The 22,803-nt window shown below is 50.5% G+C and carries 23 protein-coding genes; 12 read left to right on the top strand and 11 right to left on the bottom strand.

Annotated features, from left to right (window positions below; translation table 11 throughout):
- Positions 1-161: 161 nt before the first annotated feature.
- Positions 162-380, top strand: a complete 219-nt coding sequence (locus tag WG68_RS16740; RefSeq protein ID WP_046558887.1) for a type II toxin-antitoxin system Phd/YefM family antitoxin — start codon at positions 162-164, stop codon at positions 378-380.
- A gap of 188 nt (positions 381-568) precedes the next feature.
- Here WG68_RS16740 and WG68_RS19460 read toward each other — a convergent pair whose 3' ends face one another.
- Entirely contained in the window at positions 569-739 is a 171-nt protein-coding gene (locus tag WG68_RS19460) for a DUF1993 family protein (protein WP_235357762.1), read from the bottom strand.
- Between the two features lie 136 nt (positions 740-875).
- Between WG68_RS19460 and ahr the strand changes: the two genes are divergently transcribed.
- The gene (ahr, locus tag WG68_RS16730) at positions 876-1,877 is read left to right on the top strand and encodes an NADPH-dependent aldehyde reductase Ahr (protein WP_046558872.1); all 1,002 of its coding nucleotides are present in this window, start codon (positions 876-878) and stop codon (positions 1,875-1,877) included.
- A 50-nt stretch (positions 1,878-1,927) separates the two neighbouring features.
- On the opposite strand, the gene WG68_RS16725 is transcribed toward ahr, so the two are convergent.
- From WG68_RS16725 to WG68_RS16700, 6 genes are all read right to left on the bottom strand, one after another.
- A complete protein-coding gene (locus WG68_RS16725) occupies positions 1,928-2,440 on the bottom strand; it encodes a DUF1993 domain-containing protein (RefSeq protein WP_046558871.1) in 513 nt (170 codons plus the stop codon).
- Positions 2,441-2,530: 90 nt separating this feature from the next.
- Positions 2,531-3,466 (bottom strand): ribosome biogenesis GTPase YlqF, encoded by a 936-nt coding sequence (gene ylqF, locus WG68_RS16720; RefSeq protein ID WP_046558870.1) that lies wholly within the window; start codon positions 3,464-3,466, stop codon positions 2,531-2,533.
- A 61-nt stretch (positions 3,467-3,527) separates the two neighbouring features.
- A complete protein-coding gene (locus tag WG68_RS16715) occupies positions 3,528-3,806 on the bottom strand; it encodes a hypothetical protein (RefSeq protein WP_046558869.1) in 279 nt (92 codons plus the stop codon).
- A 156-nt stretch (positions 3,807-3,962) separates the two neighbouring features.
- Positions 3,963-5,063 (bottom strand): CsiV family protein, encoded by a 1,101-nt coding sequence (locus WG68_RS16710; protein WP_046558868.1) that lies wholly within the window; start codon positions 5,061-5,063, stop codon positions 3,963-3,965.
- A complete protein-coding gene (mfd, locus tag WG68_RS16705) occupies positions 5,060-8,539 on the bottom strand; it encodes a transcription-repair coupling factor (RefSeq protein ID WP_046558867.1) in 3,480 nt (1,159 codons plus the stop codon). The genes WG68_RS16710 and mfd overlap by 4 nt, the downstream gene beginning before the upstream one ends.
- 51 nt (positions 8,540-8,590) lie before the next feature.
- Complete coding sequence (locus tag WG68_RS16700) at positions 8,591-9,181, bottom strand: PilZ domain-containing protein (protein WP_046558866.1); 591 nt, start codon at positions 9,179-9,181, stop codon at positions 8,591-8,593.
- A 110-nt stretch (positions 9,182-9,291) separates the two neighbouring features.
- Between WG68_RS16700 and WG68_RS16695 the strand changes: the two genes are divergently transcribed.
- The 3 genes from WG68_RS16695 to WG68_RS16685 are packed head-to-tail and all read left to right on the top strand — an operon-like array spanning position 9,292 to position 12,398.
- Complete coding sequence (locus WG68_RS16695; RefSeq protein ID WP_046558865.1) at positions 9,292-10,491, top strand: lipoprotein-releasing ABC transporter permease subunit; 1,200 nt, start codon at positions 9,292-9,294, stop codon at positions 10,489-10,491.
- A complete protein-coding gene (gene lolD, locus WG68_RS16690; RefSeq protein WP_046558864.1) occupies positions 10,484-11,167 on the top strand; it encodes a lipoprotein-releasing ABC transporter ATP-binding protein LolD in 684 nt (227 codons plus the stop codon). Before WG68_RS16695 ends, lolD begins: the two co-directional genes overlap by 8 nt.
- Positions 11,160-12,398 carry a lipoprotein-releasing ABC transporter permease subunit gene (locus WG68_RS16685; RefSeq protein ID WP_046558863.1) on the top strand — a complete coding sequence of 413 codons (1,239 nt, stop codon included), beginning with the start codon at positions 11,160-11,162 and terminating at the stop codon, positions 12,396-12,398. The genes lolD and WG68_RS16685 overlap by 8 nt, the downstream gene beginning before the upstream one ends.
- A gap of 25 nt (positions 12,399-12,423) precedes the next feature.
- Here WG68_RS16685 and WG68_RS16680 read toward each other — a convergent pair whose 3' ends face one another.
- A complete protein-coding gene (locus tag WG68_RS16680) occupies positions 12,424-12,945 on the bottom strand; it encodes a DUF2062 domain-containing protein (RefSeq protein ID WP_046558862.1) in 522 nt (173 codons plus the stop codon).
- A gap of 62 nt (positions 12,946-13,007) precedes the next feature.
- Between WG68_RS16680 and WG68_RS16675 the strand changes: the two genes are divergently transcribed.
- From WG68_RS16675 to tcdA, 7 genes are read left to right on the top strand one after another with little or no spacing between them, the layout of a single operon-like run.
- Positions 13,008-15,212: a DNA internalization-related competence protein ComEC/Rec2 gene (locus WG68_RS16675; protein ID WP_052749149.1), complete on the top strand. Its 2,205-nt coding sequence runs from the start codon at positions 13,008-13,010 to the stop codon at positions 15,210-15,212.
- Between the two features lie 38 nt (positions 15,213-15,250).
- The gene (msbA, locus tag WG68_RS16670) at positions 15,251-16,996 is read left to right on the top strand and encodes a lipid A export permease/ATP-binding protein MsbA (protein ID WP_235357763.1); all 1,746 of its coding nucleotides are present in this window, start codon (positions 15,251-15,253) and stop codon (positions 16,994-16,996) included.
- On the top strand, positions 16,993-17,958 hold the full coding sequence (gene lpxK / locus WG68_RS16665; protein WP_046558859.1) for a tetraacyldisaccharide 4'-kinase: 966 nt from the start codon (positions 16,993-16,995) through the stop codon (positions 17,956-17,958). Before msbA ends, lpxK begins: the two co-directional genes overlap by 4 nt.
- A gap of 2 nt (positions 17,959-17,960) precedes the next feature.
- Complete coding sequence (locus WG68_RS16660) at positions 17,961-18,158, top strand: Trm112 family protein (protein WP_046558858.1); 198 nt, start codon at positions 17,961-17,963, stop codon at positions 18,156-18,158.
- Entirely contained in the window at positions 18,146-18,901 is a 756-nt protein-coding gene (gene kdsB / locus WG68_RS16655; protein WP_046558857.1) for a 3-deoxy-manno-octulosonate cytidylyltransferase, read from the top strand. Before WG68_RS16660 ends, kdsB begins: the two co-directional genes overlap by 13 nt.
- A complete protein-coding gene (locus WG68_RS16650) occupies positions 18,898-19,602 on the top strand; it encodes a pseudouridine synthase (protein ID WP_046558856.1) in 705 nt (234 codons plus the stop codon). The genes kdsB and WG68_RS16650 overlap by 4 nt, the downstream gene beginning before the upstream one ends.
- Before the next feature lie 2 nt (positions 19,603-19,604).
- A complete protein-coding gene (tcdA, locus tag WG68_RS16645; protein ID WP_046558855.1) occupies positions 19,605-20,435 on the top strand; it encodes a tRNA cyclic N6-threonylcarbamoyladenosine(37) synthase TcdA in 831 nt (276 codons plus the stop codon).
- Here the strand turns inward: tcdA and WG68_RS16640 are convergent.
- The 3 genes from WG68_RS16640 to gltA form a co-directional block, all read right to left on the bottom strand.
- A complete protein-coding gene (locus WG68_RS16640) occupies positions 20,416-20,859 on the bottom strand; it encodes a SufE family protein (protein ID WP_046558854.1) in 444 nt (147 codons plus the stop codon). The two genes, tcdA and WG68_RS16640, sit on opposite strands and share 20 nt — an antisense overlap.
- Positions 20,856-21,224 carry an aminotransferase class V-fold PLP-dependent enzyme gene (locus tag WG68_RS16635; RefSeq protein ID WP_046558853.1) on the bottom strand — a complete coding sequence of 123 codons (369 nt, stop codon included), beginning with the start codon at positions 21,222-21,224 and terminating at the stop codon, positions 20,856-20,858. Before WG68_RS16635 ends, WG68_RS16640 begins: the two co-directional genes overlap by 4 nt.
- Before the next feature lie 177 nt (positions 21,225-21,401).
- The gene (gene gltA / locus WG68_RS16630) at positions 21,402-22,685 is read right to left on the bottom strand and encodes a citrate synthase (RefSeq protein WP_046558852.1); all 1,284 of its coding nucleotides are present in this window, start codon (positions 22,683-22,685) and stop codon (positions 21,402-21,404) included.
- Positions 22,686-22,803: the final 118 nt, after the last annotated feature.

Raw genomic sequence — 22,803 nt, 5'->3', positions numbered from 1 at the left:
AAAGTGGGCTGAGCCTGAAAAAAGTCGGCGGATTATACCTGATACGCAGCAAAGTTACAGTGCTGGCAGCTTAAAAAATAAGCAGCGAGGCGCTTCTTGCCTGGCTTTGCAATATGCTGCTATGCTTATTCGAACTGAATAAAATCTTTTTAAAGGTTTTCATGCAAACTGAAACGATAACTTACTTAAAAGAGCACGCAAACTCGTTGGAGTTGCGTGAAGAATTGGTGATCACTAAAAATGGTAAACCGGCATTTGTGATTCAGTCTTATGCTGATTATGAATTTCAGCAAGAAACTGTGGCATTGCTGAAATTACTGAACTTGTCAGAAAAGTCATTGCAAAACGCTGAGCTTAGTCTGGAGCAGGCTTTTGAATAAGGCCTGAACTATGGCTGAGCAAGGACACTATCGCATCGTCGCTTCACCCCTGTTTAAATTGTCGCAACAGCGATTAAAAGCTTTTCTGACAGAACATTCGCAAATTATTGTTCGAACTGATGTTACTGGCAGACTAAAACCCATTTTTCCAAAAGAGCTGTTGCTAACATCTGCCAGTAATCTGGGGCTTAATTTTTGTAAGGCATGGCGCCTAAATAATCTTTTTTACCGACGTCCACGCCGTTATGGCGCAAAAAGGCGTAGCTTGTGGTGATGTGCAAATACAGATTCGGTAAAAGGTGCTGAATTAAAAACTCTTCACCGGTTAAATACTTGCCTCCCCAGTTTGGCGGTATCACAGGCAATTTTCACCTGGCGAAAAAGGTGAAGCTGGCTAAAAAACAAGCAATGGCAAATATTTCGCTACACAGTGGCAGATCTGGTCAATACTGTTAGTGGTATAGAGTAGACAAATGAAAAACAACAGGAGTGGCTATGATAAAGGCTTATGCTGCGATGGATGCCGGGGGCAAACTGGTACCCTGGCAATACGAAGCAGGGGCACTTGGCCCTGATGAGGTTGAGATAGCGGTGGATTACTGTGGTATTTGCCACTCCGATGTGTCGATGCTGGATAACGAATGGGGTATGTCGGCGTATCCGCTGGTGGCTGGTCATGAAGTGGTGGGGCATATTGCAGCTGTGGGTTCGGCGGTCAGTCATCTTAAAACCGGGCAGGTGGTGGGGCTGGGCTGGCATTCAGGTTATTGCCAGGTGTGTAGTACCTGTGGCAGTGGCGATCAAAATTTATGCGCCAGTGCCCAAGGTACCATAGTAGGGCGCCATGGTGGTTTTGCCGACAAAGTGCGGGCCAACGCCAGTGCTGTCGTGCCGCTGCCTGAGGGCATGGATGCCAAAACCGCCGGTCCGTTGTTTTGTGGCGGTATTACCGTATTTAACCCTATGGTGCAATTTGATGTTAAACCGACCGATAAAGTGGCGGTGATTGGCATTGGTGGTTTAGGGCACCTGGGATTGCAATTTTTACGGGCCTGGGGCTGTGAGGTCACGGCCTTTACCTCCAGTGCCAGTAAAGCCGCCGAAGCTAAAGAGCTGGGGGCACATTATTGTATCAATTCCCGCAATGCGGCTGAGATTGAGCAGGCTGCCGGTCGCTTTGATTTTATTATCTCTACCGTTAATGTAACGCTCGACTGGAATTTATATCTGTCGACCTTAAAGCCAAAAGGCCGGCTGCATTTTGTCGGTGCTACGTTGGAGCCATTAAATATTGGTGTGTTTGGCCTGATTATGGCACAGCGCAGTGTCTCGGGCTCGCCGGTGGGTAGCCCGGCAACGATAGCAAAAATGCTGGAATTTGCAGTACAGCATAATATTAAGCCGGTGGTAGAAACCTTTAAATTTGCCCAGATCAATGAAGCCTTGGCGCATTTAAAGAGTGGCAAAGCCCGTTATCGGATTATATTGGAGCACTAAGCCGTAGCAATAAAAAACGCCGGGCATTGCCCGGCATTTTGCTTTAGCTGTCAGACTTTGTAAGGCATGGCGCCTAAGTAATCTTTTTTACCGACATCAACGCCGTTGTGGCGCAAAATGGCGTAAGCGGTGCTGATATGAAAATACAGGTTAGGTAGCACATGCTGGATTAAAAACTCATCACCGGTTAAATATTTGCCTTCCCAGCGCGGCTGGCTGACTTTCTGGCTGGCGGCATTGGCAAAATCGGCCTCGCTAAAGCTGGCCAGGTAAGCCACAGTGTCGTTAATCCGTTGGCTTAACTGCTCAAGGCTGGTTTCATCATCGGCATGCTTGGGCGCACTGTCTACCTTATTGGTCAGGCGCGCAGCGCCAAGTTTGGCGGTATCACAGGCAATTTGCACCTGACGCATAAGGTGAAACTGATCCGGTGCCAGCCGGGCGTTTAACAGCACTGCCATATCTACTTTTTTGCTGGTGGCAAAGGCGGCGCCTTTGTTCAGAATATGCTGTAGGTTTTGCAGCATTTTGGTGGCTTGTACGACACTTTGTTGAAAAAACATAGATTGGCCCTCTGGCTTGGTGATGTCACGCTGAGCTATACAATGCCCTGAGGCTTCAGCGCATTGTGCCTGGTGATAGTTAGGTTGCGCTTAGCGATATTTGCGTTGTGCTTTGCGTTTGCGTTCGGCTTCGCGCTCGGCTTTATCTTTTGCTTTGGCCGCTTCATCGGCTTTGGCGTCGATTTGCTCCTGAGTGACCATATCCGGTGTTTCCAGGGTAACGGGCCCAAGGTTGCCGGCGCGTAGCTCAGTAATTAAAATGGTGCCGGCTTTTTCTAAATCAACAATACCACCTTTGCGCATACAGCCACGGCGCACCCCTATGGCATCGAGCAAGGCAACATCGCTTTCGGGTCGCTCGGTTAAATCAAAGCGGCGCATTACCGCTTCAGCGTACACCTTCAGCAAATAATCTGCGGCAAACATGGCAATATCAGCGTATTCAAACACCGTATCTTTAATGGCGCCGGTAACGGCCAGTCGGTACCCACAGGTAGGCGGGCTCAGTTTCGGCCATAAAAAGCCCGGGGTGTCGGTCAAAATAACGTTATTTTCCAGCTTAATGCGCTGCTGTGTCTTGGTGACGCCCGCTTCATTACCCGTTTTAGCAATGGTACGCCCGGCCAGGGTGTTAATTAGCGTTGATTTACCGACATTCGGAATGCCCATGATGAGTGCCCGGGCAGGGCGGATATCTAGATTACGGTCAGGCAGCATCTCGTTACACAGCTTTAGCAGCGCTTTAATTTGTTCAGGGTGCTGCTGGCTGATGGGAATAGCCCGCACGCCACTTTGCTGCTCAAAATGCGCCACCCAGACCGCGGTTAGAGCCGGATCGGCTAAATCGGCTTTGTTTAGTACTTTAATACAAGGGGTGTTGCCACGCAGTTGCGGCACTAACGGGTTTTCACTGGAAAAGGGGATGCGGGCATCGAGCATTTCGATAATGATATCAACCTGGGGCATTACCTCAGCAATTTCTTTACGGGCTTTGTGCATATGGCCCGGAAACCAGTTAATTGACATCTGTTATCCTCAGTAATGTTAAGGGCGTATCATACCTTAAAACCACTAATCAGATAATGTGTTATAGCAAAAATTGATAGAAGCTGATCAGGGTTACCGGGGTTAAGATAGCGGAATAAACTGCGGCAGAAGGCAAACGGATGATGCCAAGACCTTTAAACAGCAGAAGCAGACTATACAGACCCATTACCGGCGGCAACACTTCCAGCCACAAACTATTGGCAGCCTGCGGCAACAGCCACGCTAGCATGCTATTGCCCGCACTGGCAAAAATCAGCAATAACAGTAATAACACATAGTGTGCTGGCGTAAATTCAGGATTAAGGTTCAAATCGTCCATTGATCTCTGGCTGTGGTTAACGGGTTGACATAATGTAGGAAAAAACCATGTTACTTACCCGTTGTTATTTGTGTAAATATGTAACTAGAGCGCTAGTTTAGTTCCTTTATTAAATAAAGCAACTGCTAACTGCCGCTAAGGTTAAGCATACCTTGGTTATTCGCTGGCCGCGACCATTTCAGGCGCCGTTTCCGGCGGCTGATACCGTCGAATTTGTAACACCATACCCAGTTGCGGATGGTCCAGATAATGCACCTCACCGCTGATCACCCGGCGGCTTTGTTTAACGTTAACACTGTCGATACTGCCTGCTGCCGGGCGCCGCAGATTAAACTCGGTATTTACAAACAAGTAATGGTCCAGATGCAATTTAAATAAGCCATCGAGTTGCCAGACTTCGTCCGGCACATTAGAAATACTGTCGCTTATCTGGCTGACATGCTGTTCATCGGCAGTAAAGTTCTCCAGCCTGCCCGCTGCATTCAGCTGGTCAAGCAGGGTATCTATGGCGTAAAACAAATCATCTTGTTGCTCAGCATAAAATGCATGGCTCAGTGCGTCGTCGGCGGCATCGGTTGCGGCCTTATCAAGCCGCTGGCCCCAGTAATCAACCACGGCTGAATAGTTTTCTCCGGCAAACCAGCGGCTGGGTATGGCTTGGCGTTCCGTTACTGCTGCCTGGCGCCATACGGTATGCAGTAACACCTGCTGCCTGGGCAGGCGATTTATTTTCGTTGCCAGATCGGTTAGTGCAAAAGCTGAATCAGCGGCCAGATAAGGGGTGTTTTGGTGGTGGTCGCTGTTAGCGGCCAGCTGCACGGGTAAGCGCGACGGCATAGGCAGCCGGGTATTTAACTGGCGTTGCGGGTACAGCTGATGCTGCTGCCAGGCTGCTGGCTGTGCTTCACTGATGCAAAACAGCGGGTAAAAAGGCGGTTGCCATTGCTGCCAGTTGCGCAGGGCCGGCGGCAACAGGCTTTCAGGCTCAGCGGCGGGCACAGGGCAGGGACTGAAATCCTGTAACAGCGGGCGGATATCGGGTCGGTATCTGGCAGAAACCAGATCAAAGCTGTTACCCAGCCGGATGGGTTTCACCGCATGGTTGAATTGCTCTTTTAACTCACTACTGCCGGCCTGGCTGAATATAATCAGTTCAACTTCAAACCAGCGTTCTGCCACGCTGCGGTTAGCATTAGCATCGCCACCGAACGTTAGTGCCAGCGCGCCTAACACACCTGAGATAACAGATAGTTTCATGACTTCTCCAGCTGATGTTGGCTGAAATCAGCTAACATATTGGCAATCAGCGCCAGCCGATCTTTGGCATCAGGGCTGGCAATGGTAAAGCGCAGCTTTTGGCCGCCTTCTAATTTAAATATCCGGCTTTGCTGTTGAATAAGACCAATAATATAGGCCGGCGCAACCCGGGTTTTTTCGGCAAAATCAATTAAGCCGCCCTTGGCACCCGCTTCTATCCGTTTGATACCCAGAGCCTGAGCCTGCTGCTTAAACTCGGTTACTTTTACCAGGTTTTTGGCAGCATCTGGCAGTAAGCCAAAACGGTCAATCAATTCTACCTGTACATCATCCAGTTCACTTTCATCTTTGGCACTGGCCAGCTTTTTGTAAAACGACAAGCGCAAGTTTACATCGGGGATGTAGCTGTCGGGTAATAACGCCGGAATTTTTAAATCTATTTCGCTTTGCTGGCTTAACATCATATCAAGGCTGGGTTGCCGGCCTTCTTTTAAGGCCGTTACTGCTTCTTCCAGCATATCCATGTACAAGGTAAAGCCGATGGTTTCAATCTGGCCACTTTGTTCATCGCCTAACAGCTCGCCGGCACCCCGTATTTCTAAATCGTGGGTCGCCAGCGCAAAACCGGCACCCAAATCTTCCAGCGAGGATATGGCTTCCAGGCGTTTTTCGGCATCTTTACTCAGCCGTTTCGGCGGAGGCGTTAATAAATAGGCATAGGCCTGATGATGCGAGCGGCCGACCCGGCCCCGCAGCTGGTGCAACTGCGCCAGACCAAAGTTATCAGCCCGGTTAATGATAATGGTATTGGCGGTAGGTACGTCAATACCGGTTTCAATAATGGTTGAGCACAATAACAAATTAAAACGCTGGTGATAAAAATCGGCCATTATCTGCTCCAGGTCGCGCTCGCGTAACTGACCATGGGCTATTGCAATATTGGCTTCAGGTACCAGCTCGGCCAGGTCGCTGGCCATTTTTTCAATGCTGGCAACGTCATTATGCAGAAAATAGACCTGGCCGCCGCGCAGAATTTCCCGCATTACCGCTTCGCGCAGCAAGCCTGTTTCAAATTCTCTGACAAAGGTTTTTACCGCCAGGCGCCTGGCCGGTGGGGTAGCAATAATCGACAAATCGCGCATCCCCGACATCGACATATTTAAGGTGCGCGGAATGGGGGTGGCAGTCAGGGTCAGAATGTCAATATTGGCCCTGAGCGCTTTAATTTTCTCTTTCTGACGCACCCCAAAGCGATGCTCTTCATCAACGATTAACAGGCCTAAGTCATGCAGTTTTATATCATCTTGCAAAAGTTTGTGCGTGCCAATCAGAATATCGACTTTGCCGTTGGCGACATCTTCTAAAATGGCTTTTTGTTGTTTCTGGCTGATAAAGCGCGACAACACTTCAACCCGCACCGGCCAGTTGGCAAAGCGGTCTTTAAAGTTCTCATAGTGTTGTTGCGCCAGCAGCGTGGTCGGCACCAATATAGCAACTTGCTTGCCATCGTTAACAGCAATAAAGGCCGCGCGCATGGCCACTTCGGTTTTACCAAAGCCGACATCGCCACATACCAGCCGATCCATCGGTTGCGGGGTTTGCATGTCGTTAAGTACCGCTGTTATCGCATCCTGCTGATCGGCTGTTTCTTCAAACGGGAAGCTATCGGCAAAAACGGCATATTGCTCCTGATCTATAGCAAATGCGTAGCCCTGATGGGCGGCGCGCTGCGCATACACATCCAGTAATTCAGCGGCGACATCACGAATTTTTTCGGCTGCTTTACGCCGGGCTTTTTCCCAGCTGTCATTACCCAGCTTGTGCAGCGGCGCGTGGTCCTGATCGCTGCCGGAATACCGGCTGAGTAAATGTAGCGATGATACAGGCACATACAGCTTGCTGCTGCCAGCGTATTCAATGGTAACAAATTCAGCACTGATGCCAGCCGCATCCAGCACCTGCAGCCCCTGATAACGCCCTACGCCATGCTGTAAATGCACCACCGGCTGGCCTTCACTCAGTTCAGCCAGATTGCGGATGATGGTATCTGAGGAGATTTGCTGGCTTTTTTTACGGCGCCGGCGTTGGCTGATTTTCTGGCCGAACAGTTCATTTTCGCTGATCAGGGCCAGCGGTGGCGTGCTGGTGATCAGTGCGCCTTGTTCTAAGGCGCCCACCAGCATCACGATATCAGCGTCGCTGCCACTGAAGTCGCTTAAGTTGGCAATTTCAGGTGCTCTGATGCCAGCTTTGCTAAACAGCTGCTGCAGGCTCTCGCGCCGACCTTCACTTTCAACAAAAAAGATCGCCCGGCCATTTTGCTGCTTTAAGTCGAGCAGAAACTGACTGAGTAAACTCAGTGGTTGCTTCAGCTGGTGCTGAATATTCAGCTCGGGCAGTTCGGCAACCGGCGCGTTCGCCTGGCCGGCTTTGGCCGGTAAGGTGGCACGGCTTAATTTCAGGCGGCTGAAGTTGTTCAGCTCACTGAATAGCTCGTCTGTTTGCAGGTAGAGCTCATGCGGTTGCAATATGGGGCGCAGTGTATCAATGGCGCGGTCATGGTAGCGACGTTTTAACTCATGCCAGAACTGATTAGCGCTATGCTCAATATCACCATAACTTAAAGCGATACAGCCTTGTGGTAAATAACTAAATAAGCTGGCAGTTTGTTCTGCAAATAAGGGTAAATAATATTCGATACCTGCCGGTAGAATGCCCTGGGTAACTTGCTGATACAGCGATTCTTTTTCATTGCGGGCCGCGAAGCGTTCGCGATAGCCCAGCCGGAAGCGCTCAATCGCCGCTTTATCTGTTGGAAATTCATGTGCCGGTAGTAATTCTATCGCGCTAACCTGAGCTAAACTGCGCTGGTTATCAGGGTCGAAGGTGCGAATGCCGTCTACTTCGTTATCAAAAAAGTCAATCCGAAATGGCTCAGTGCAGCCCATTGGAAATAAATCAAGCAGAGAGCCGCGGGCCGAAAACTCACCGTGTTCCATCACCTGATCAACTGCCCGGTAACCCACAGCTGTGAGCTGTAATTTTAACGCCGTTAAGTCAACCTGCTGGCCTTGTTTAATTAAAAAACTGGCTTGCTCCAGATACTGACGGTGGCTTATTTTCAGCAGTAAAGTGCTTACCGGCACAATCACCAGGCCGTGTTGCAGCCGGGGTAACTGATACAACGTTTGCAGGCGCTGTGAAATAATATCCTGATGCGGTGAAAACACATCATAGGGCAGAGTTTCCCAGTCGGGCAGGGTCAGCACCTGGCACGCACTGTGGTTTAAAAATACTGCTAACTCCTGCTCCAGCCGCAGTGCGCTGGGGGTGTCGGGTACGACCAGCAAATATACCGCTGGCTCAGCCTGTACCAGCTCGGCGATAGCATAGGGTAACGCCGCGCCATGTAACTGGCCCCAGCTAAGCTGATCCTGCTGACGTTTAATCCGGGGTAGCGACTTGATAAAACTCATTAAACCTTAAAACCTTATGCAATGTCTTTTACTGATTCTGGCAGCCGTTACTTATTCCGGTAATTGGCGCTGCGCGGCTTTTTGTTTAAGCTGGCGTGACTGCTGATGCAGACTGGCGCGGACAATCAGTTCGCGATCTTGATCTCTAATCCGGCGAAATACAACTTTTATTTGCCAGTTGTCCGCGGTTTGCTCAGCACTGATTACCTGACCCAGGCAATATACCGCACCTTCGTTTTCTGCCAGAAATACTTTTAATTCAACCAGTGCCAATACCTCAAAGGGTTGCGGGCTTTGCAAACATAAGCCTGCACCGCCATAGCTTAATGTACGCTGACGATGCTCGGCACTGTCTTGCTGGCGTAATACATAATGCAGTAACAAATCGATTTTACGGGCTTGTTGTTGCAGGTAGTTGGCCAGTTCTTCCGCCAGCTCGCCTATCCGGTTTAGTGAGCGCAGCGCCGACATATTTAAGGCGCCCATTTCCCCGGCAACTAAAAAGGGCTCTGGAATGCTGGCGATGAATTCGGCTTCAGCAGGCAGTAAACCGGGCAGTGGCTGGCAATTAACGGTTATCTCATGCTCGACACTAAAATAGTCGTGATAAGCATCGGTTAAAGACTGTAATATCGGATCCATAGCAGGCCTCAGCTAAGGTTGCTTGTCATTGCTACTAATAATCACTATTATCAGCAGCGATTTTTGCAGCTAATTTACCATCTAACCGAGGCAAAGTCCTGAATATTAACATGCAATTACCTGTCAGCATTTTGCTGGGTTTACGCTACAGCCAAAGCCGCAAAGGCAATGCTTTTATTTCATTCATTACGTTTTTTTCAGTAGCGGGCATTTTACTGGGCGTGATGGCGTTAACGCTGGTCAGTTCGGTAATGAATGGTTTTGAAGGCGAGCTGAAAAAACGCGTACTGGGGGTTGTTCCGCACGTGGTGGTAAAGCCAGTGGTGCCAGGTGACGGCTGGCAAACAGAGCTGAGTGCCGCTGATCGGGTGCAGGATATCAGCCCGTTTTTACAAACAGAAGCGCTGGTGCAGGCGCCAAGGCAGCTGAATGCGGTAATGCTGCAGGGCATTAATAGCCAGCAAATTCCGCAATTTTTGCAACAGGCTTTAGTGGTGGGCAGCTGGCAGACGTTTGCCGAAACCCGCTACGGTGTGGTGCTGGGCCGGGCGCTGGCCGAGCAGCTGGAAGTCAGCCGAGGCCAGCAGCTGCGCTTTATGCTGGCCCAGGGGGGCAGTTACACACCGGTCGGCTGGTTACCACGCCAGCGGCTGTTTGAGGTGGTGGGTATTGTTGATACCGGCTCAGACGTGGATAACCTGCTGGCGGTAACGCAGCTGGATGATTTAGCCCGGCTATTACCCTTATCGGCACGTGAACCTGCCTGGCGCTTAAGTTTAGCCGAACCCTTTAGCGCACCGGCGTTGGCAGAACGTTTAAGCCAGAGCGCCACTTTCAGTGAAGTTACCGACTGGCGTCAAAGCCAGGGCAAGCTGTTTGCCGCCGTGGCGATGGAAAAAGCCATGATGTGGCTGATGCTACTGTTAATTGTGGCGGTGGCCGCTTTTAACATAGTGTCGGCACTGGTGATGATGGTGACCGAAAAGCAAGCTGAAGTGGCGATATTAAAAACGCTTGGTATGACCGACAGCCAGCTGTTTGCCGTTTTTGCCTTTCAGGGTGTGGTAAATGGTATGGTAGGCGCCGTGATTGGCGTACTGGCGGGTTTGTTATTATGTTGGCAACTTAACGAAGTACTGAGTTTGTTTGGCTTGCAGTTAGCCAGCGGTATGTTATTACCGGTAGCAATAAATCCGCTGCAAATTGTGACGATTTTTGCCTGCGCAGTAGGGCTAACCCTGCTGGCGGTGCTATATCCCGCCTGGCGGGCGGTTAAAGTTAATCCGGCGGAAGTTTTACGCGATGAATAAAGTATTAGTAGCCAGTCAGATTTGTAAAAGCTACCGGGACGGCAGTGCGGTAACTGAGGTTCTGCACAACGTCAGCCTCAGCGTGGCGGCCGGTGAAATGGTTGGCATAGTGGGCAGTTCAGGCTCAGGCAAGAGTACCTTGTTACACATTCTGGGGGCGTTGGATCTGGCCGACAGTGGCACTGTGCACATTGCGGGGCAGCCGCTGGCGGGGTTAAGTTCGGCCAGAAAAGCCCGCTTGCGTAATCAGCAGCTGGGCTTTATTTATCAGTTTCATCATTTATTAATGGATTTCAGCGCGCTGGAAAATGTTGCTATGCCACTGTTTATCCGTGGCGATAACAAGGCTCAGGCCCTGGCCCGGGCTCAGGCTATGATAGCCCGGGTTGGCTTAAGCCACCGTGCCAGCCATAAACCGGCCGAGCTCAGCGGTGGTGAGCGACAACGGGTGGCCATTGCCAGAGCCCTGGTGACCGAGCCGGCACTGGTACTGGCAGATGAACCCACCGGCAATTTAGACGAGCACACCGCTGAATCAATTTATCAGCTGTTGCGTGAACTTAACGCCAGTCTTGCCACCAGCTTTGTGGTGGTAACTCATGATACCGAGCTGGCCGGCCGGCTTGATACGCAGTACCTGATGAAAGACGGCCAGCTTGAGGTGATGCATGGCTAGTCTGGCCTGGCAACTGGCAAAACGCTACCGTTCAACCCGCCATACCAGCGGTTTTATCCGCTTTATCTCGGCGTCATCTACCTCGGGTATTGCCCTGGGGGTCGCCATTTTAATTCTGGCATTATCGGTGATGAATGGCTTTGAACAAGCGTTAAAAGACCGGCTGTTGGCCGTGATCCCGCATATTGAACTGGAAGCCGTCGAGTACACCCTGGCCGACTGGCCACAAAAAGTGGCTGCGCTGAGCCTGGTTAATGGCGTAAGTGCCGGGGCGCCTTTTATTAAAGCCAATGGCATGCTGCGCCACAGTGGCGCAGTAAAAGCAGCGCAGGTACGCGGCATTGATCTGCAGTATGAGCAGCAGATCAGTGATGTTAGCCAGTATGTCAGCGCCGGCACTATGGCTACCCTGGAAAATAATCAGATTGTGCTGGGCCAGGGTATTGCTGAAGCGCTGAATGTTGCGGTAGGGCAGAATTTACAGCTGATGCTGCCACGCTTTGCCGCTGATGGCAGCCTGGCCAGTCATCGAACCCTTAATTTAACGGTCAGTGCGGTGGTGTCATTGGGCGGCCAGCTTGATTACAGTCAGGTGTGGGTTGAATTATCCTCGCTTGCCAACTGGTTGGGACTGCCGGAAGGGGAAGTACACGGTCTGGCATTCCGGATTGACGATATTTTTGCCGCACCTCAGCTGGCGCGCGAGCTGGGTCGCCAATCGGAAGACTACGTTTATCTGCTTGATTGGTATCGCAGCCAGGGCCATGTACATAACGATATTCAGATGGTCAGGGCGATTTTATATCTGGTATTGACGCTGGTTATCGCCGTGGCCTGTTTTAATATAGTGGCAACGCTGGTGATGGCGGTGCGGGAGAAAGAAGCCGATATTGCCATTTTACTGACCATGGGTATGGCGCCGCGCGAACTGGTAAAAACCTTTGTGTTGCTTGGCTGGCTTAATGGTTTGATCGGCGCCACTATTGGCGTTGGCTTAGGGGTGTTGCTGGCGACGAGTATTGAACAGTTGTTTGCCGGGTTAACCCGTTTGCTGGGCAGTTCACTGCTGGACCCCAGTATTTACTTTATTGATTTTATTCCTTCAGTGTTGCATTGGCCGGATGTGTTGCTGACATTCAGCATTGCTTTATTGCTAAGTTTGCTGGCTACCCTGTACCCCGCGTGGCGGGCCAGCAAAGTAGAGCCTGCTGCGATATTAGGGCAACATTAGTTTTAGTGTCGGCTCTGGCGTTCGCTCAGGGCTTCTTTTTACGTAATAACTTGGCCAGCTGAGCTTTTTTTACCGACAGGCGCCAGAGCCAGTCAATAATAAAATAGCCACTGATACTGGCGGTAATAGCCATCAGCAATGAGCCCAGTAAAAAGGGCTTACCGATACTGTGCAGACTGTGGCGTAACCATTCCAGGCTGGCTTCAAAAGCGAAAGGTTCCAGCGGCGTGGCCAGCACTACAGTACCGACCAGATAACTGAGATAGAACATAATCGGCATGGTTATCGGGTTGGAAATCCATACCAATGCCACAGCCAGGGGTAAATTTACCCGCAGAGGGATCGCCACAGCCGCCGATGCCACCATTTGAAAAGGCATCGGGATCCAGGCCCAGAATAAGCCCACAGCAAAAGCCCCGCGCGCAGAGCGTCGGTTTAAATGCCATAAGTTACCATCATGTAATAAACTGCCAAACAAGTTTATAAGTTTTTGTTGCTTGATTTTTTCAGCTGATGGTAGATATTTCTTAAATAGTTTTTTGGGCATTTCAACCTGTATAGAAAGAGGCCATGCTAGGATTCTGCCTTGGGGTTATTACAGCAAGCCTATTGTCATTATTTTTGCCAATAGTGCCACCTTTTTTCAGTATTTTTTTAGCTATGCTGATTTTGCTGCTGCTTGCCCGGCGCCATGCCATGTTATTTAGTGTTGGGGTGGGCGCCATCTGTTTTATGGCCAGCCTGAGCTGGCAGTATCAGCAGCGACAACTGGCCGCAGCGGCATTACTTGCGCCCGGCACCACCCTGATGCAGGTAGTGATTACCTCACCCCCTATAACGTATCCTGAATATACCCAGCTTAACGCAACAGTGCAGAGCGGGCCAGCCCGCGGCTATAAAGTAAAGCTACGTTGGCAGCAACCGCCCGCTTTGGCTGCAGGCCAGCATTGGCGGTTGCAAGCCCGTCTGAAACCGATACACGGTTATGCTAATCCGGGGAGTGTTAACGCGACGGCGCAGGCTCTGGTCTCGGGGCTGGTTGCTGAGGGGCACGTGACACGGGGGCCGCACATCTTGCTGGCTCAGCAACAATTGTGGCGCCAGCAGCTGGTAGCGAGGCTTGACAGTGCTATTGCGCCTTATGCCAGCGCGCCACTGTTAAAAGCGCTGGCGGTTGGTGAGCGGGCGTTTTCCCGTCAGTTATGGCGGGGCGCCCAGCATGCCGGCTTAGGGCATTTACTGGCTATTTCTGGTTTGCATGTTGGCCTGGTTTTTGGCTGGGTATTATGGTTAAGCGGTTGCAGCAAAGGTTTAATCGCCATCCGGCGCCAGCAGCTGCTGGCCTTGCTGGCGGCACTGACGGCAGCGTTGTTATATGCCTGGCTGGCTGATTTTGCCATTCCAACCCTGCGGGCGAGCATCGCGCTGACCATGCTGGTAGTGTGTCGCAGCCAGCTAACAAGGTTGTCGCCAAACCGGTTCTGGCTGCTGTTGGTAGCGATGCTGTTGCTGCTGCAGCCGTTCTGGGTGCTCAGTACCAGCTTTTGGTTATCGGTGCTGGCGGTGGCTATTATTTTTTTCGTGTTGTGGCGTTTTCCGCTGTCAGGGCTGCACTGGCAGGCTCGTATTAAGTATTTTTTCGTATTTCATCTGGTACTGAGTTTGCTGATGACCCTGCTAGGTAGCATGTTGTTTGGCGGCTTCAGCCCGCTGATGCTGTTATCGAACCTGCTGTTTGTGCCCTGGTGCAGCCTGGTTGCCATTCCGCTGCTGTTAGTCAGTTTGTTGTTAACGTTGTCGGGGCTTGATGCCAGCTGGCTGTGGCAGTTAACTGATGTCGCCTTTCGCCCGCTGCTATATTGGCTGATCTACAGTGCTGATTTACCGCTGTGGTGGCCGCTAGGTCAGGCATCAGCGCTGCTGATGGCGTTGTTGGCGCTGCTGGTTACTATTGCTTTGCTGGTACAGCGTAACGCGATGCTGCTGTTACCTCTTAGCTTAGTGCTGCTCAGTGGCAGCGCGTTGCAGCCACCGCGCTGGCAATTGCATGTGCTCGATAGTGGTCAGCGCCAGTTAGTGCTGTTGCAGCAGGGGAAACGTGCGCTGCTGTTGGATGCGGCGCCTGCGCTGGCCCAGCAAGACCTGAACGATACCGTGCTGAGCCCGGTATTGCGCCGCTTAGGCATTTCGCAGCTGGATTATCTGTTGTTTCGCCAGCAGCGGCCAGACCGCAACCGGCACTGGACTCTGCTGACCGATTACCCGGTTGCTGCGCAAAACCTGCAGGCGTTCAGTGAACAAGCCGGCGCGGCCTCATGCCAGAATTTACCGGCGGCTTATTATGATGTCAGGATTGAAGTATTACTGAGTGACAACCGGGTACTGAACAACAAGCCGGATCATTGCATTTTGCGTTTTACCCTGGGCCGCTGGCGCGTATTACTCCCCGGTATTATAACCCCGGCCATCGAGCGGGAGCTTCTGGCGGGCGATATCGAGCTGGCAGCCGATATTATGCTGCTGGCCAATAACGGCAGCGCTGCGGTAAATAGCCTGGCGTTGTTACAACAGGTGCGCCCGGTACTGGCCTTAAATTCGGCCGCCTTTATGAATGGCTACGGCCATCCGGCCCAGGCTGTGCAACAGCGCCTGGCGCTGCTTGCGGTGCCGCTGCTTAATACGGCTGATTATGGTGCTATCACCCTTGGTTTTGACGACCATGAGCTGCAGATAAGCAGCTGGCGTGACCAAATATTGCCGCTTTGGTTAGAAAAGCCACCAGCAATAGCTGAAACCTTAACAACAACGCGTTAGAATAAGCGAAATTTGAATGGCAGGAATATCCATTGTCAGTGTCTGAAGCAAAGTCAGCGAATACCGCAAAGCGCTTATTGCGTTATGTTATCCCTTACAAATTTGGCTTTCTGGCCGCAGCAATAGGCATGCTGGGTTATGCCCTGATTGATGTGTATTTCATCTCAAAACTGCCATCCTTTATCGATGTGGGTATTAATGATAAAAATGCTGATTACCTGCGCTATGCGCCGGTGTTTATTGTGCTGATTTTTATCATGCGCGGAGTGTTTAATTTTATTGCCAGTTATTGCCTGAACTGGGTAGGGACTCATGTCGTGCAAACGTTGCGCCAGCAGCTGTTTGAGCATTATATGCGCCTGCCAGTCAGTTTTCATGACAAGCACTCAACCGGCGAGTTAATCTCTAAAGTCACTTATAACACCGAGCAAATTAAACAAACTACCTCGCGTTCGCTATCGGTATTACTACGGGAAGGGGTTTTTGTCAGCGGCTTACTGGTTATGATGTTTCTGATGAGCTGGCAGTTGTCGGCCATCTTCCTGCTGATAGCGCCGGTGATTGCAGTAGTGGTTAGCTTTGTATCGAAACGTTTCCGGCTGTTAAGCCGTAATATTCAAAATGCAATGGGCAATGTCACCACCTGCTCGGAGCAAATGCTCAATGGCCATAAAGTTATTTTATCTTTTGGCGGCCAGCAAGTTGAGAAAGAGCGGTTTCACCTGATTAATAATTTAACCCGCCAGCAAGATGTTAAGTTGGAAGCGACCCGGGCAATAAGTGTTTCAACTATACAGGTGATTGCTTCGTTTGCGCTGGCGTTTGTGGTTTATATGGCCAGCTTTCCGGAAATGCTGGAGAGCCTGTCAGCCGGTACTTTTACCACTATTGTTGCCTCGATGATGATGATGTTGCGGCCGTTAAAGCAGTTAACCACAGTAAACAGTGAGTTTCAGCGTGGCCTGGCTGCGGCCAAAAGCGTGTTTGCCATCCTGGACGAGCCGGTGGAACAGGACACCGGCACCGTACAGTTAACCGATACAAAAGGTGATATCAGCTTTAAGCAGGTAAATTTCTCTTATCCTGGGCATGATAAACAGGTGTTGTATGATATCAGCTTTACAGCCAAAGCCGGCCAGACCATTGCGCTGGTTGGCCGCTCGGGTAGCGGCAAAACTACCATTTCCAGCTTGCTACCACGCTTTTATGAACTGAGCAGCGGCGATATTACGATTGATGGCCAGAATATCCGCCAATGCAGTTTAAGCTCGTTACGCAATCAAATGGCTATTGTATCGCAACATGTCACCCTGTTTAACGATACGATTGCCAATAATATCAGTTATGGTTTGACAGCACCGGTCAGTGCCGAGCGGTTGCTTGATGTAGCCGAAAAGGCCCATGTGCTGGAATTTGCCAACCAGTTACCTGACGGTCTGAATACGGTGATTGGCGAAAATGGTGTCAGTTTGTCCGGGGGGCAGCGCCAACGTATAGCCATAGCCCGGGCCTTACTGCGCCAGGCGCCGATTCTGGTGCTGGATGAAGCCACTTCAGCTCTGGATACCGAGTCAGAACGAAAAATTCAGGCGGCGCTGGATGAACTGCTAAAAGGTCGCACCAATATTGTGATTGCTCATCGCCTGTCCACCATAGAAAAAGCAGATAAAATTATCGTGATGGAACAAGGCCGGATTATTGAACAGGGTACCCACACTGAATTACTTGCTGCAAATGGTACCTATGCTCAATTGTATAAGCTGCAGTTCGGCACTGAGCAATGAATCTACTGGAACAAAGCTGGTACCATAAAGGCCATTGGTTAAGCCTGCTGTTATTGCCATTGGCCGCGCTGTACTGGCTGATTACCTGGGCGCGGCGGCGTTTATACCGGCTGGGTTTATTTCGTCGTTTCAGGTTACCGGTGCCGGTAGTGATTGTTGGTAATATCAGTGTGGGTGGTACTGGTAAAACCCCCTTTACCCTCTGGTTATGCCAGCAGTTGCTGGCCAGTGGTGTTAAACCCGGCATTATCAGCCGCGGCTATGGTGCCAGAATTAACCGGCCGCTGCTGGTCAGCGCTGAGAGCCTGGCGCAAGATGTCGGAGATGAACCTTTACTATTGGCACGCCGCAGCAACTGCCCGGTGGTGGTGTGCCCGGATCGGGTTGCGGCTGGCAGGGCACTGCTGGCGACGCATAAGGTCGATATTATAATCTGTGATGATGGCCTGCAGCATTATCGCCTGGCGCGCGATTTAGAAATTGTGTTGGTCGATGGCCGGCGTGGTTTTGGTAATGGTTTGTTGTTACCGGCAGGGCCGCTGCGGGAGCCACGTGCTCGTTTAAAGAAGGTTGAGCTGGTTATAGTCAATTCGGGCGAGGTAGTTGAGGCCAATTGCCAGATGCAGCTTCGTAGCAGTGTGGCTAGAAGCTTAGTTGGCGATACGGTATTGTCGCCTGCTGATGTTACCCTGGTGGCAGGTATTGGCAATCCGGATCGCTTCAGGTTAACGGCGATACAAGCCGGTTTTAATGTAACAGCGCAGCGTTTTTTTGCCGATCATCACCAGTTTTGTGCAGCTGATTTTGCCGGGATCAATACAACGGTGCTGATGACCGAAAAAGATGCAGTAAAATGCCGGACCTTTGCTCGTGAAAACTGGTATTACTTGCCGGTTGATGCTGACTTCAGTACGGAACATGCAGCTGAAATAATGAATAAAATTAAAAGCTTACTGGAGTAAATATGGCTATTAATGTTGCCTTGACCGAAATTCTTGCCTGCCCGATCTGTAAGGGTAAATTAAAATATGACCAGGCCGGCCAGCGTTTAATCTGTTTGGCTGATGCCTTAGCCTACCCGGTACGCAATAATATTCCGGTGTTAATTGCCGATGAAGCCGCGCAATTAAGCTCAGATGAGGTTAAAAAATGGCGTTCGTAGTGGTGATCCCGGCGCGTTACGCCAGTAGCCGCCTGCCAGGTAAGCCTTTAGCCGATATTGCCGGTAAAACCATGATTGAACGGGTATATCAGCAAGCGCTGCAAAGCGGGGCTAACCGGGTGGTGGTGGCGACAGATGACCGTCGGGTGGCGGCGGTGGTTGATCAGTTTGGCGGTGAAGTGTGCATGACCCGCGCCGACCATAATTCGGGCACGGAGCGGTTAGCCGAAGTGGTGAGTAAGTTGCAGTTGCCAGCGGATACGGTCGTGGTGAATGTGCAGGGAGATGAGCCTTTTATTCCACCGCTGCTTATTCGTCAGGTAGCAGAAAACCTGGCTGGCCAGCACAAAGCCCAGATGGCTACGTTAGCGGTGCCGCTGCGCCATGGCGCAGAAATTCGCAACCCGAATATTGTAAAAGTAGTCAGCGATAAGCACGGTTATGCGCTGTATTTTAGCCGCAGTGTGATCCCCTATGACAGAGATGGCATTGTTACCGACGATTTAGCCAGCCATTATCGGCGGCATATCGGCATTTATGCCTACCGCGCCAGCTTTATCCAGCGTTATGTGGATTGGCCGGCATCGGCATTAGAACAAATTGAAAGCCTGGAGCAGCTGCGGGTACTATGGTATGGCGAGGCAATCCATGTCGATACGGCGCTGGAGACGCCGGCGGTTGGGGTAGATACGCCTGCTGATCTGGAACAGGCGCGCCAGTATGCACTGAGTTTGCGCCAGTGAGCGCAGCCTTTGAGCTGATTGCACAAACGCCTGAGTTTGTAGTGCTGAATAAGGCCGCCGGGGTCAGCTTTCATTCTGAACAAGGTGCCGGTTTAGTGGTACAAGCTGAGCAGACGCTGGGCTATAAGCTGTTCCCGGTACACCGGCTGGATAAGGTGACCTCCGGCTTAATTGTGCTGGCGCGCAGCAGCGCAGTGGCTGCTGAACTTACGCAACAATTTAGCCGTCATCAGGTTGAAAAATACTATCTGGCGTTGAGTATGCATAAACCGGCCAAAAAGCAGGGTTGGGTTAAAGGTGATATGGCCCCGGCACGTCGCGGTGCCTGGAAGCTGTTAAAAACGCAGCAAAACCCAGCGGTAAGCTATTTTATTAGTCAGGGTTTTGCTGACTTGCCGGCACGGGCCTTTCTGATTAAACCTTTTAGTGGTAAAACCCATCAAATCCGGGTGGCTTTAAAAAGTATTGGTGCCGCTATTGCCGGTGATGCCCTGTATCTGGGAGGGGAGGCAGACAGGGTGTATCTGCATGCTTATGCATTGCGTTTTTGTTTGTATCAGACAGAATATCACTATGTTCAGGCGCCAACAGCAGGCACTTTATTTCAACAATTGGTCCAAAGCGAAGGGTTATCTGCCTGGAGCCAGCCCTGGCAGCTTAACTGGCCAAACTACACTTTACCTAAGCAGGTCAATATATAACGATGTCCGATTATCACTTACGTTTTGCCGGCATAGCCCGGTTGTATGGCGTGGCCGCGCTTGATATTTTCGCCAGTGCCCATGTCTGTGTCATTGGGATTGGCGGTGTAGGCAGCTGGGCTGCGGAAGCACTGGCCCGCTCTGGTATTGGCAAAATTACCCTGATTGATCTGGATGATGTTTGTATCAGCAATATTAACCGGCAATTGCATGCCCTGACTAACACTATTGGTCAGGATAAAGTGGCCGTTATGGCTGAGCGGATTAAAGCGATTAACCCTGCTTGTATTGTCCATCAGATAGACGATTTTATCAGTAGTGATAACCTGCGTCAGCTGATCACGCCAGAAATGGATTATGTGGTCGATGCTATCGATTCCATCAAAGCAAAAGTGGCACTGTTGGCGCATTGTAAACGTAATAAAATCAACGTTATCAGTACTGGTGGTGCTGGTGGCCAGACCGATCCTACGCAAATTCAGATAGCCGATTTAACCCAGACTATTAACGACCCGTTGTTAGCCAAGGTACGCAATACCCTGCGCCGTGATTATAATTACAGCCGTAACCTGAAGCGCCGTTTTGGTATAGATTGTGTGTTTTCAACCGAACAACTGGTTTATCCACAACCTGATGGCAGTGTCTGTCAGCAAAAAACACCGCAGCTGACGGCGGATGGCCAGTCCAGCAGTATGCGGCTGGATTGCAGTGGTGGCTTTGGTGCAACCACGGTGGTTACCGCCAGCTTTGGTCTGGCGGCAGTAGCGCGGGTACTACAGAAACTGGCCAAAAAAGCCAATCAGGCGTCAGCTGTTAATGACAACACGCCTTAATCCGCAGCATCATGGCATTTAAACCACTGCTACGAGACTGGCTTAAATAGGGTTTTAAGTTGAGTTTGTCAAAGGCCTGAGCCAGATCAAATTTTTTCAGTTCAGCGTTACTCATGCCATTAACCAGACAGAGCATAATAGCCATTAAGCCCTTAACGATGCGGGCTTCGCTATCTAACACAAAATAATGCTGGTCCTGATGCTGATTGTAGTAATGCATTAACCAGGCCCGGCTTTCACAGCCTTTTACCAGCAACGGCGGTTGCTTCATTTTTTCCGGCATCGGCGGTAATTTGCGGCCCAGCTGCATCAGTATACGGTATTTACTCTGCCAGTCTCTGGCCTGGCTCAGTTCGGGCAAATCGTCGGTATAAATCTGGCTTAACGCGGGTTTAGTGTCTGCGAGTAGTTGGTCTAAGGTCATGCCGTTAATATCTCCACGGCCTGCGTCAGGGCTTGCAGGCTGGTTGTCACATCTGCTTCATTGTTATAGGGCGCAAATGAGAATCTGACTGCACCTGCTAACCCCAACTGGCTAAAAAATGGCATGGCACAATGCTGGCCACCCCTCACTGCAACAGCTTGCTGGTTCAGTAATTCTGCCACATTGGCAGGATGCTCACCCTGTACGTTAAGCGCTACGATACCGGCATTATGCACAGGCGACGACAAAATATCCAGCCCGGGGATCTGCTGCAGACCTCCAAAAAATTGTTTTAATAACATTGCTTTATAGCTTTTTATTTCATTAATGTTTAATTTTTGTATCAGGCTAGTGGCGCCAGCCATGCCGATAGCCCCGTCAATATCGGGGGTGCAGGCTTCCAGCCAAATGGTAAGTTGTTAAATAAGCTGTGACTAAATTGAGCGAATTGTCGATGGTGCAGGCCAAGATAGCAAGTTTAGCTGCCAGCTTTTAGCCATAAAAAAAGCGGCGAGAGTCGCCGCTTTTTTGTCTGCCAACGATTAGCGCTGAGCAAGCTTTTTGAAATCGCGGCTGTCGTAACCGGTATACAGCTGGCGAGGCCGGCCAATTTTATGGCCTTTTTCACCCAGCATTTCATCCCAGTGGGAGATCCAGCCCACGGTGCGCGACATGGCGAAAATTACGGTAAACATACTGGTCGGAATACCAATGGCTTTTAAGATAATGCCACTGTAGAAATCGACATTCGGATACAGTTTTTTCTCAATAAAGTACGGGTCTTCCAGCGCAATCCGCTCCAGTTCCATTGCTACATCTAACAAGGGGTCTTTTACGTTCAGCTCTTTTAACACTTCGTGGCAGGTATCACGCATCACCTTGGCCCGTGGGTCAAAGTTTTTATAAACCCGGTGGCCAAAGCCCATTAAACGGAAGCTGTCGTTTTTATCTTTTGCCCGGGCAACAAACTCCGGAATACGATCGACTGAACCAATCTGTTGCAACATCTTCAGGCAGGCTTCGTTGGCACCGCCATGCGCCGGGCCCCACAGTGAAGCAACGCCCGCAGCGATACAGGCATAAGGGTTAGCGCCTGACGAGCCGGCTAATCGCACTGTTGAGGTTGAGGCATTTTGTTCATGATCAGCATGCAACATAAAGATCTTATCCATGGCCTTGGCCAGAATAGGGCTAACTTTGTAGTCTTCTGCCGGCACTGAAAACATCATATGCAAAAAGTTTTCTGAGTAGCTCAAATTGTTACGTGGATACACAAACGGCTGACCAACAGTGTACTTATACGCCATGGCTGAAATGGTTGGTAATTTGGCGATCAGACGATGGGCACTACGTTTACGCTGCTCCGGATCGTTAATGTCTAAGTCAGAGTGGTAAAAAGACGACAGGGCGCCAACGACACCGCATAACATTGCCATCGGGTGGGCATCTACCCGGAAACCCTGAAAGAAAGAGGCAATTTTTTCATGCACCATGGTGTGGCGGGTGATTGTGGTAACAAAGTCAGTGTACTGCTCTTTTTTTGGTAATTCGCCTTCGAGTAACAGGTAGCACAACTCAAGATAATCTGAATGTTCAGCCAACTGTTCTATAGGGTAACCGCGGTGCAGCAATACACCTTTATCGCCGTCTATATAAGTGATTTTAGATTCGCAGGAGCCCGTTGACATAAAGCCCGGATCAAATGTGAAATAACCTTGCTGCCCGAGCGTACGTACGTCAATTACGTCAGTACCAGCCGTGCCAGAATATATTGGTAACTCAAAAGTTTTACCATCAATCTGCACGACGGCCTTTTTATCTGCCATTGGATTTCTCCTATTGTTGTAGTTTCGGATTCTAAGGGTATTGCAGCTATTCTACTCGCAAACCGCCCCCAGAAGTCAATTTTAATGCGTATCTACTTAATAAGTATTCGACTCTAGT

It is taken from the genome of Arsukibacterium ikkense (genome assembly GCF_000987775.1).
Classification (GTDB): domain Bacteria; phylum Pseudomonadota; class Gammaproteobacteria; order Enterobacterales; family Alteromonadaceae; genus Alishewanella; species Alishewanella ikkense.
This window is presented reverse-complemented; position numbering and strand designations above follow the sequence as displayed.

Bases quoted from the DNA above. Each gene is read 5' to 3' on its own strand.
- WG68_RS16640 (WP_046558854.1), bottom strand. From the start codon at position 20,859: ATGACCTTAGACCAACTACTCGCAGACACTAAACCCGCGTTAAGCCAG.
- kdsB (WP_046558857.1), top strand. From the start codon at position 18,146: ATGGCGTTCGTAGTGGTGATCCCGGCGCGTTACGCCAGTAGCCGCCTG.
- mfd (WP_046558867.1), bottom strand. From the start codon at position 8,539: ATGAGTTTTATCAAGTCGCTACCCCGGATTAAACGTCAGCAGGATCAG.
- WG68_RS16685 (WP_046558863.1), top strand. From the start codon at position 11,160: ATGGCTAGTCTGGCCTGGCAACTGGCAAAACGCTACCGTTCAACCCGC.
- WG68_RS16695 (WP_046558865.1), top strand. From the start codon at position 9,292: ATGCAATTACCTGTCAGCATTTTGCTGGGTTTACGCTACAGCCAAAGC.
- WG68_RS16725 (WP_046558871.1), bottom strand. From the start codon at position 2,440: ATGTTTTTTCAACAAAGTGTCGTACAAGCCACCAAAATGCTGCAAAAC.
- ylqF (WP_046558870.1), bottom strand. From the start codon at position 3,466: ATGTCAATTAACTGGTTTCCGGGCCATATGCACAAAGCCCGTAAAGAA.
- WG68_RS16710 (WP_046558868.1), bottom strand. From the start codon at position 5,063: ATGAAACTATCTGTTATCTCAGGTGTGTTAGGCGCGCTGGCACTAACG.
- lolD (WP_046558864.1), top strand. From the start codon at position 10,484: ATGAATAAAGTATTAGTAGCCAGTCAGATTTGTAAAAGCTACCGGGAC.
- WG68_RS16680 (WP_046558862.1), bottom strand. From the start codon at position 12,945: ATGCCCAAAAAACTATTTAAGAAATATCTACCATCAGCTGAAAAAATC.
- WG68_RS16660 (WP_046558858.1), top strand. From the start codon at position 17,961: ATGGCTATTAATGTTGCCTTGACCGAAATTCTTGCCTGCCCGATCTGT.
- WG68_RS16715 (WP_046558869.1), bottom strand. From the start codon at position 3,806: ATGGACGATTTGAACCTTAATCCTGAATTTACGCCAGCACACTATGTG.
- lpxK (WP_046558859.1), top strand. From the start codon at position 16,993: ATGAATCTACTGGAACAAAGCTGGTACCATAAAGGCCATTGGTTAAGC.
- WG68_RS16635 (WP_046558853.1), bottom strand. From the start codon at position 21,224: ATGGCTGGCGCCACTAGCCTGATACAAAAATTAAACATTAATGAAATA.
- ahr (WP_046558872.1), top strand. From the start codon at position 876: ATGATAAAGGCTTATGCTGCGATGGATGCCGGGGGCAAACTGGTACCC.
- WG68_RS16700 (WP_046558866.1), bottom strand. From the start codon at position 9,181: ATGGATCCGATATTACAGTCTTTAACCGATGCTTATCACGACTATTTT.
- tcdA (WP_046558855.1), top strand. From the start codon at position 19,605: ATGTCCGATTATCACTTACGTTTTGCCGGCATAGCCCGGTTGTATGGC.
- WG68_RS16740 (WP_046558887.1), top strand. From the start codon at position 162: ATGCAAACTGAAACGATAACTTACTTAAAAGAGCACGCAAACTCGTTG.
- gltA (WP_046558852.1), bottom strand. From the start codon at position 22,685: ATGGCAGATAAAAAGGCCGTCGTGCAGATTGATGGTAAAACTTTTGAG.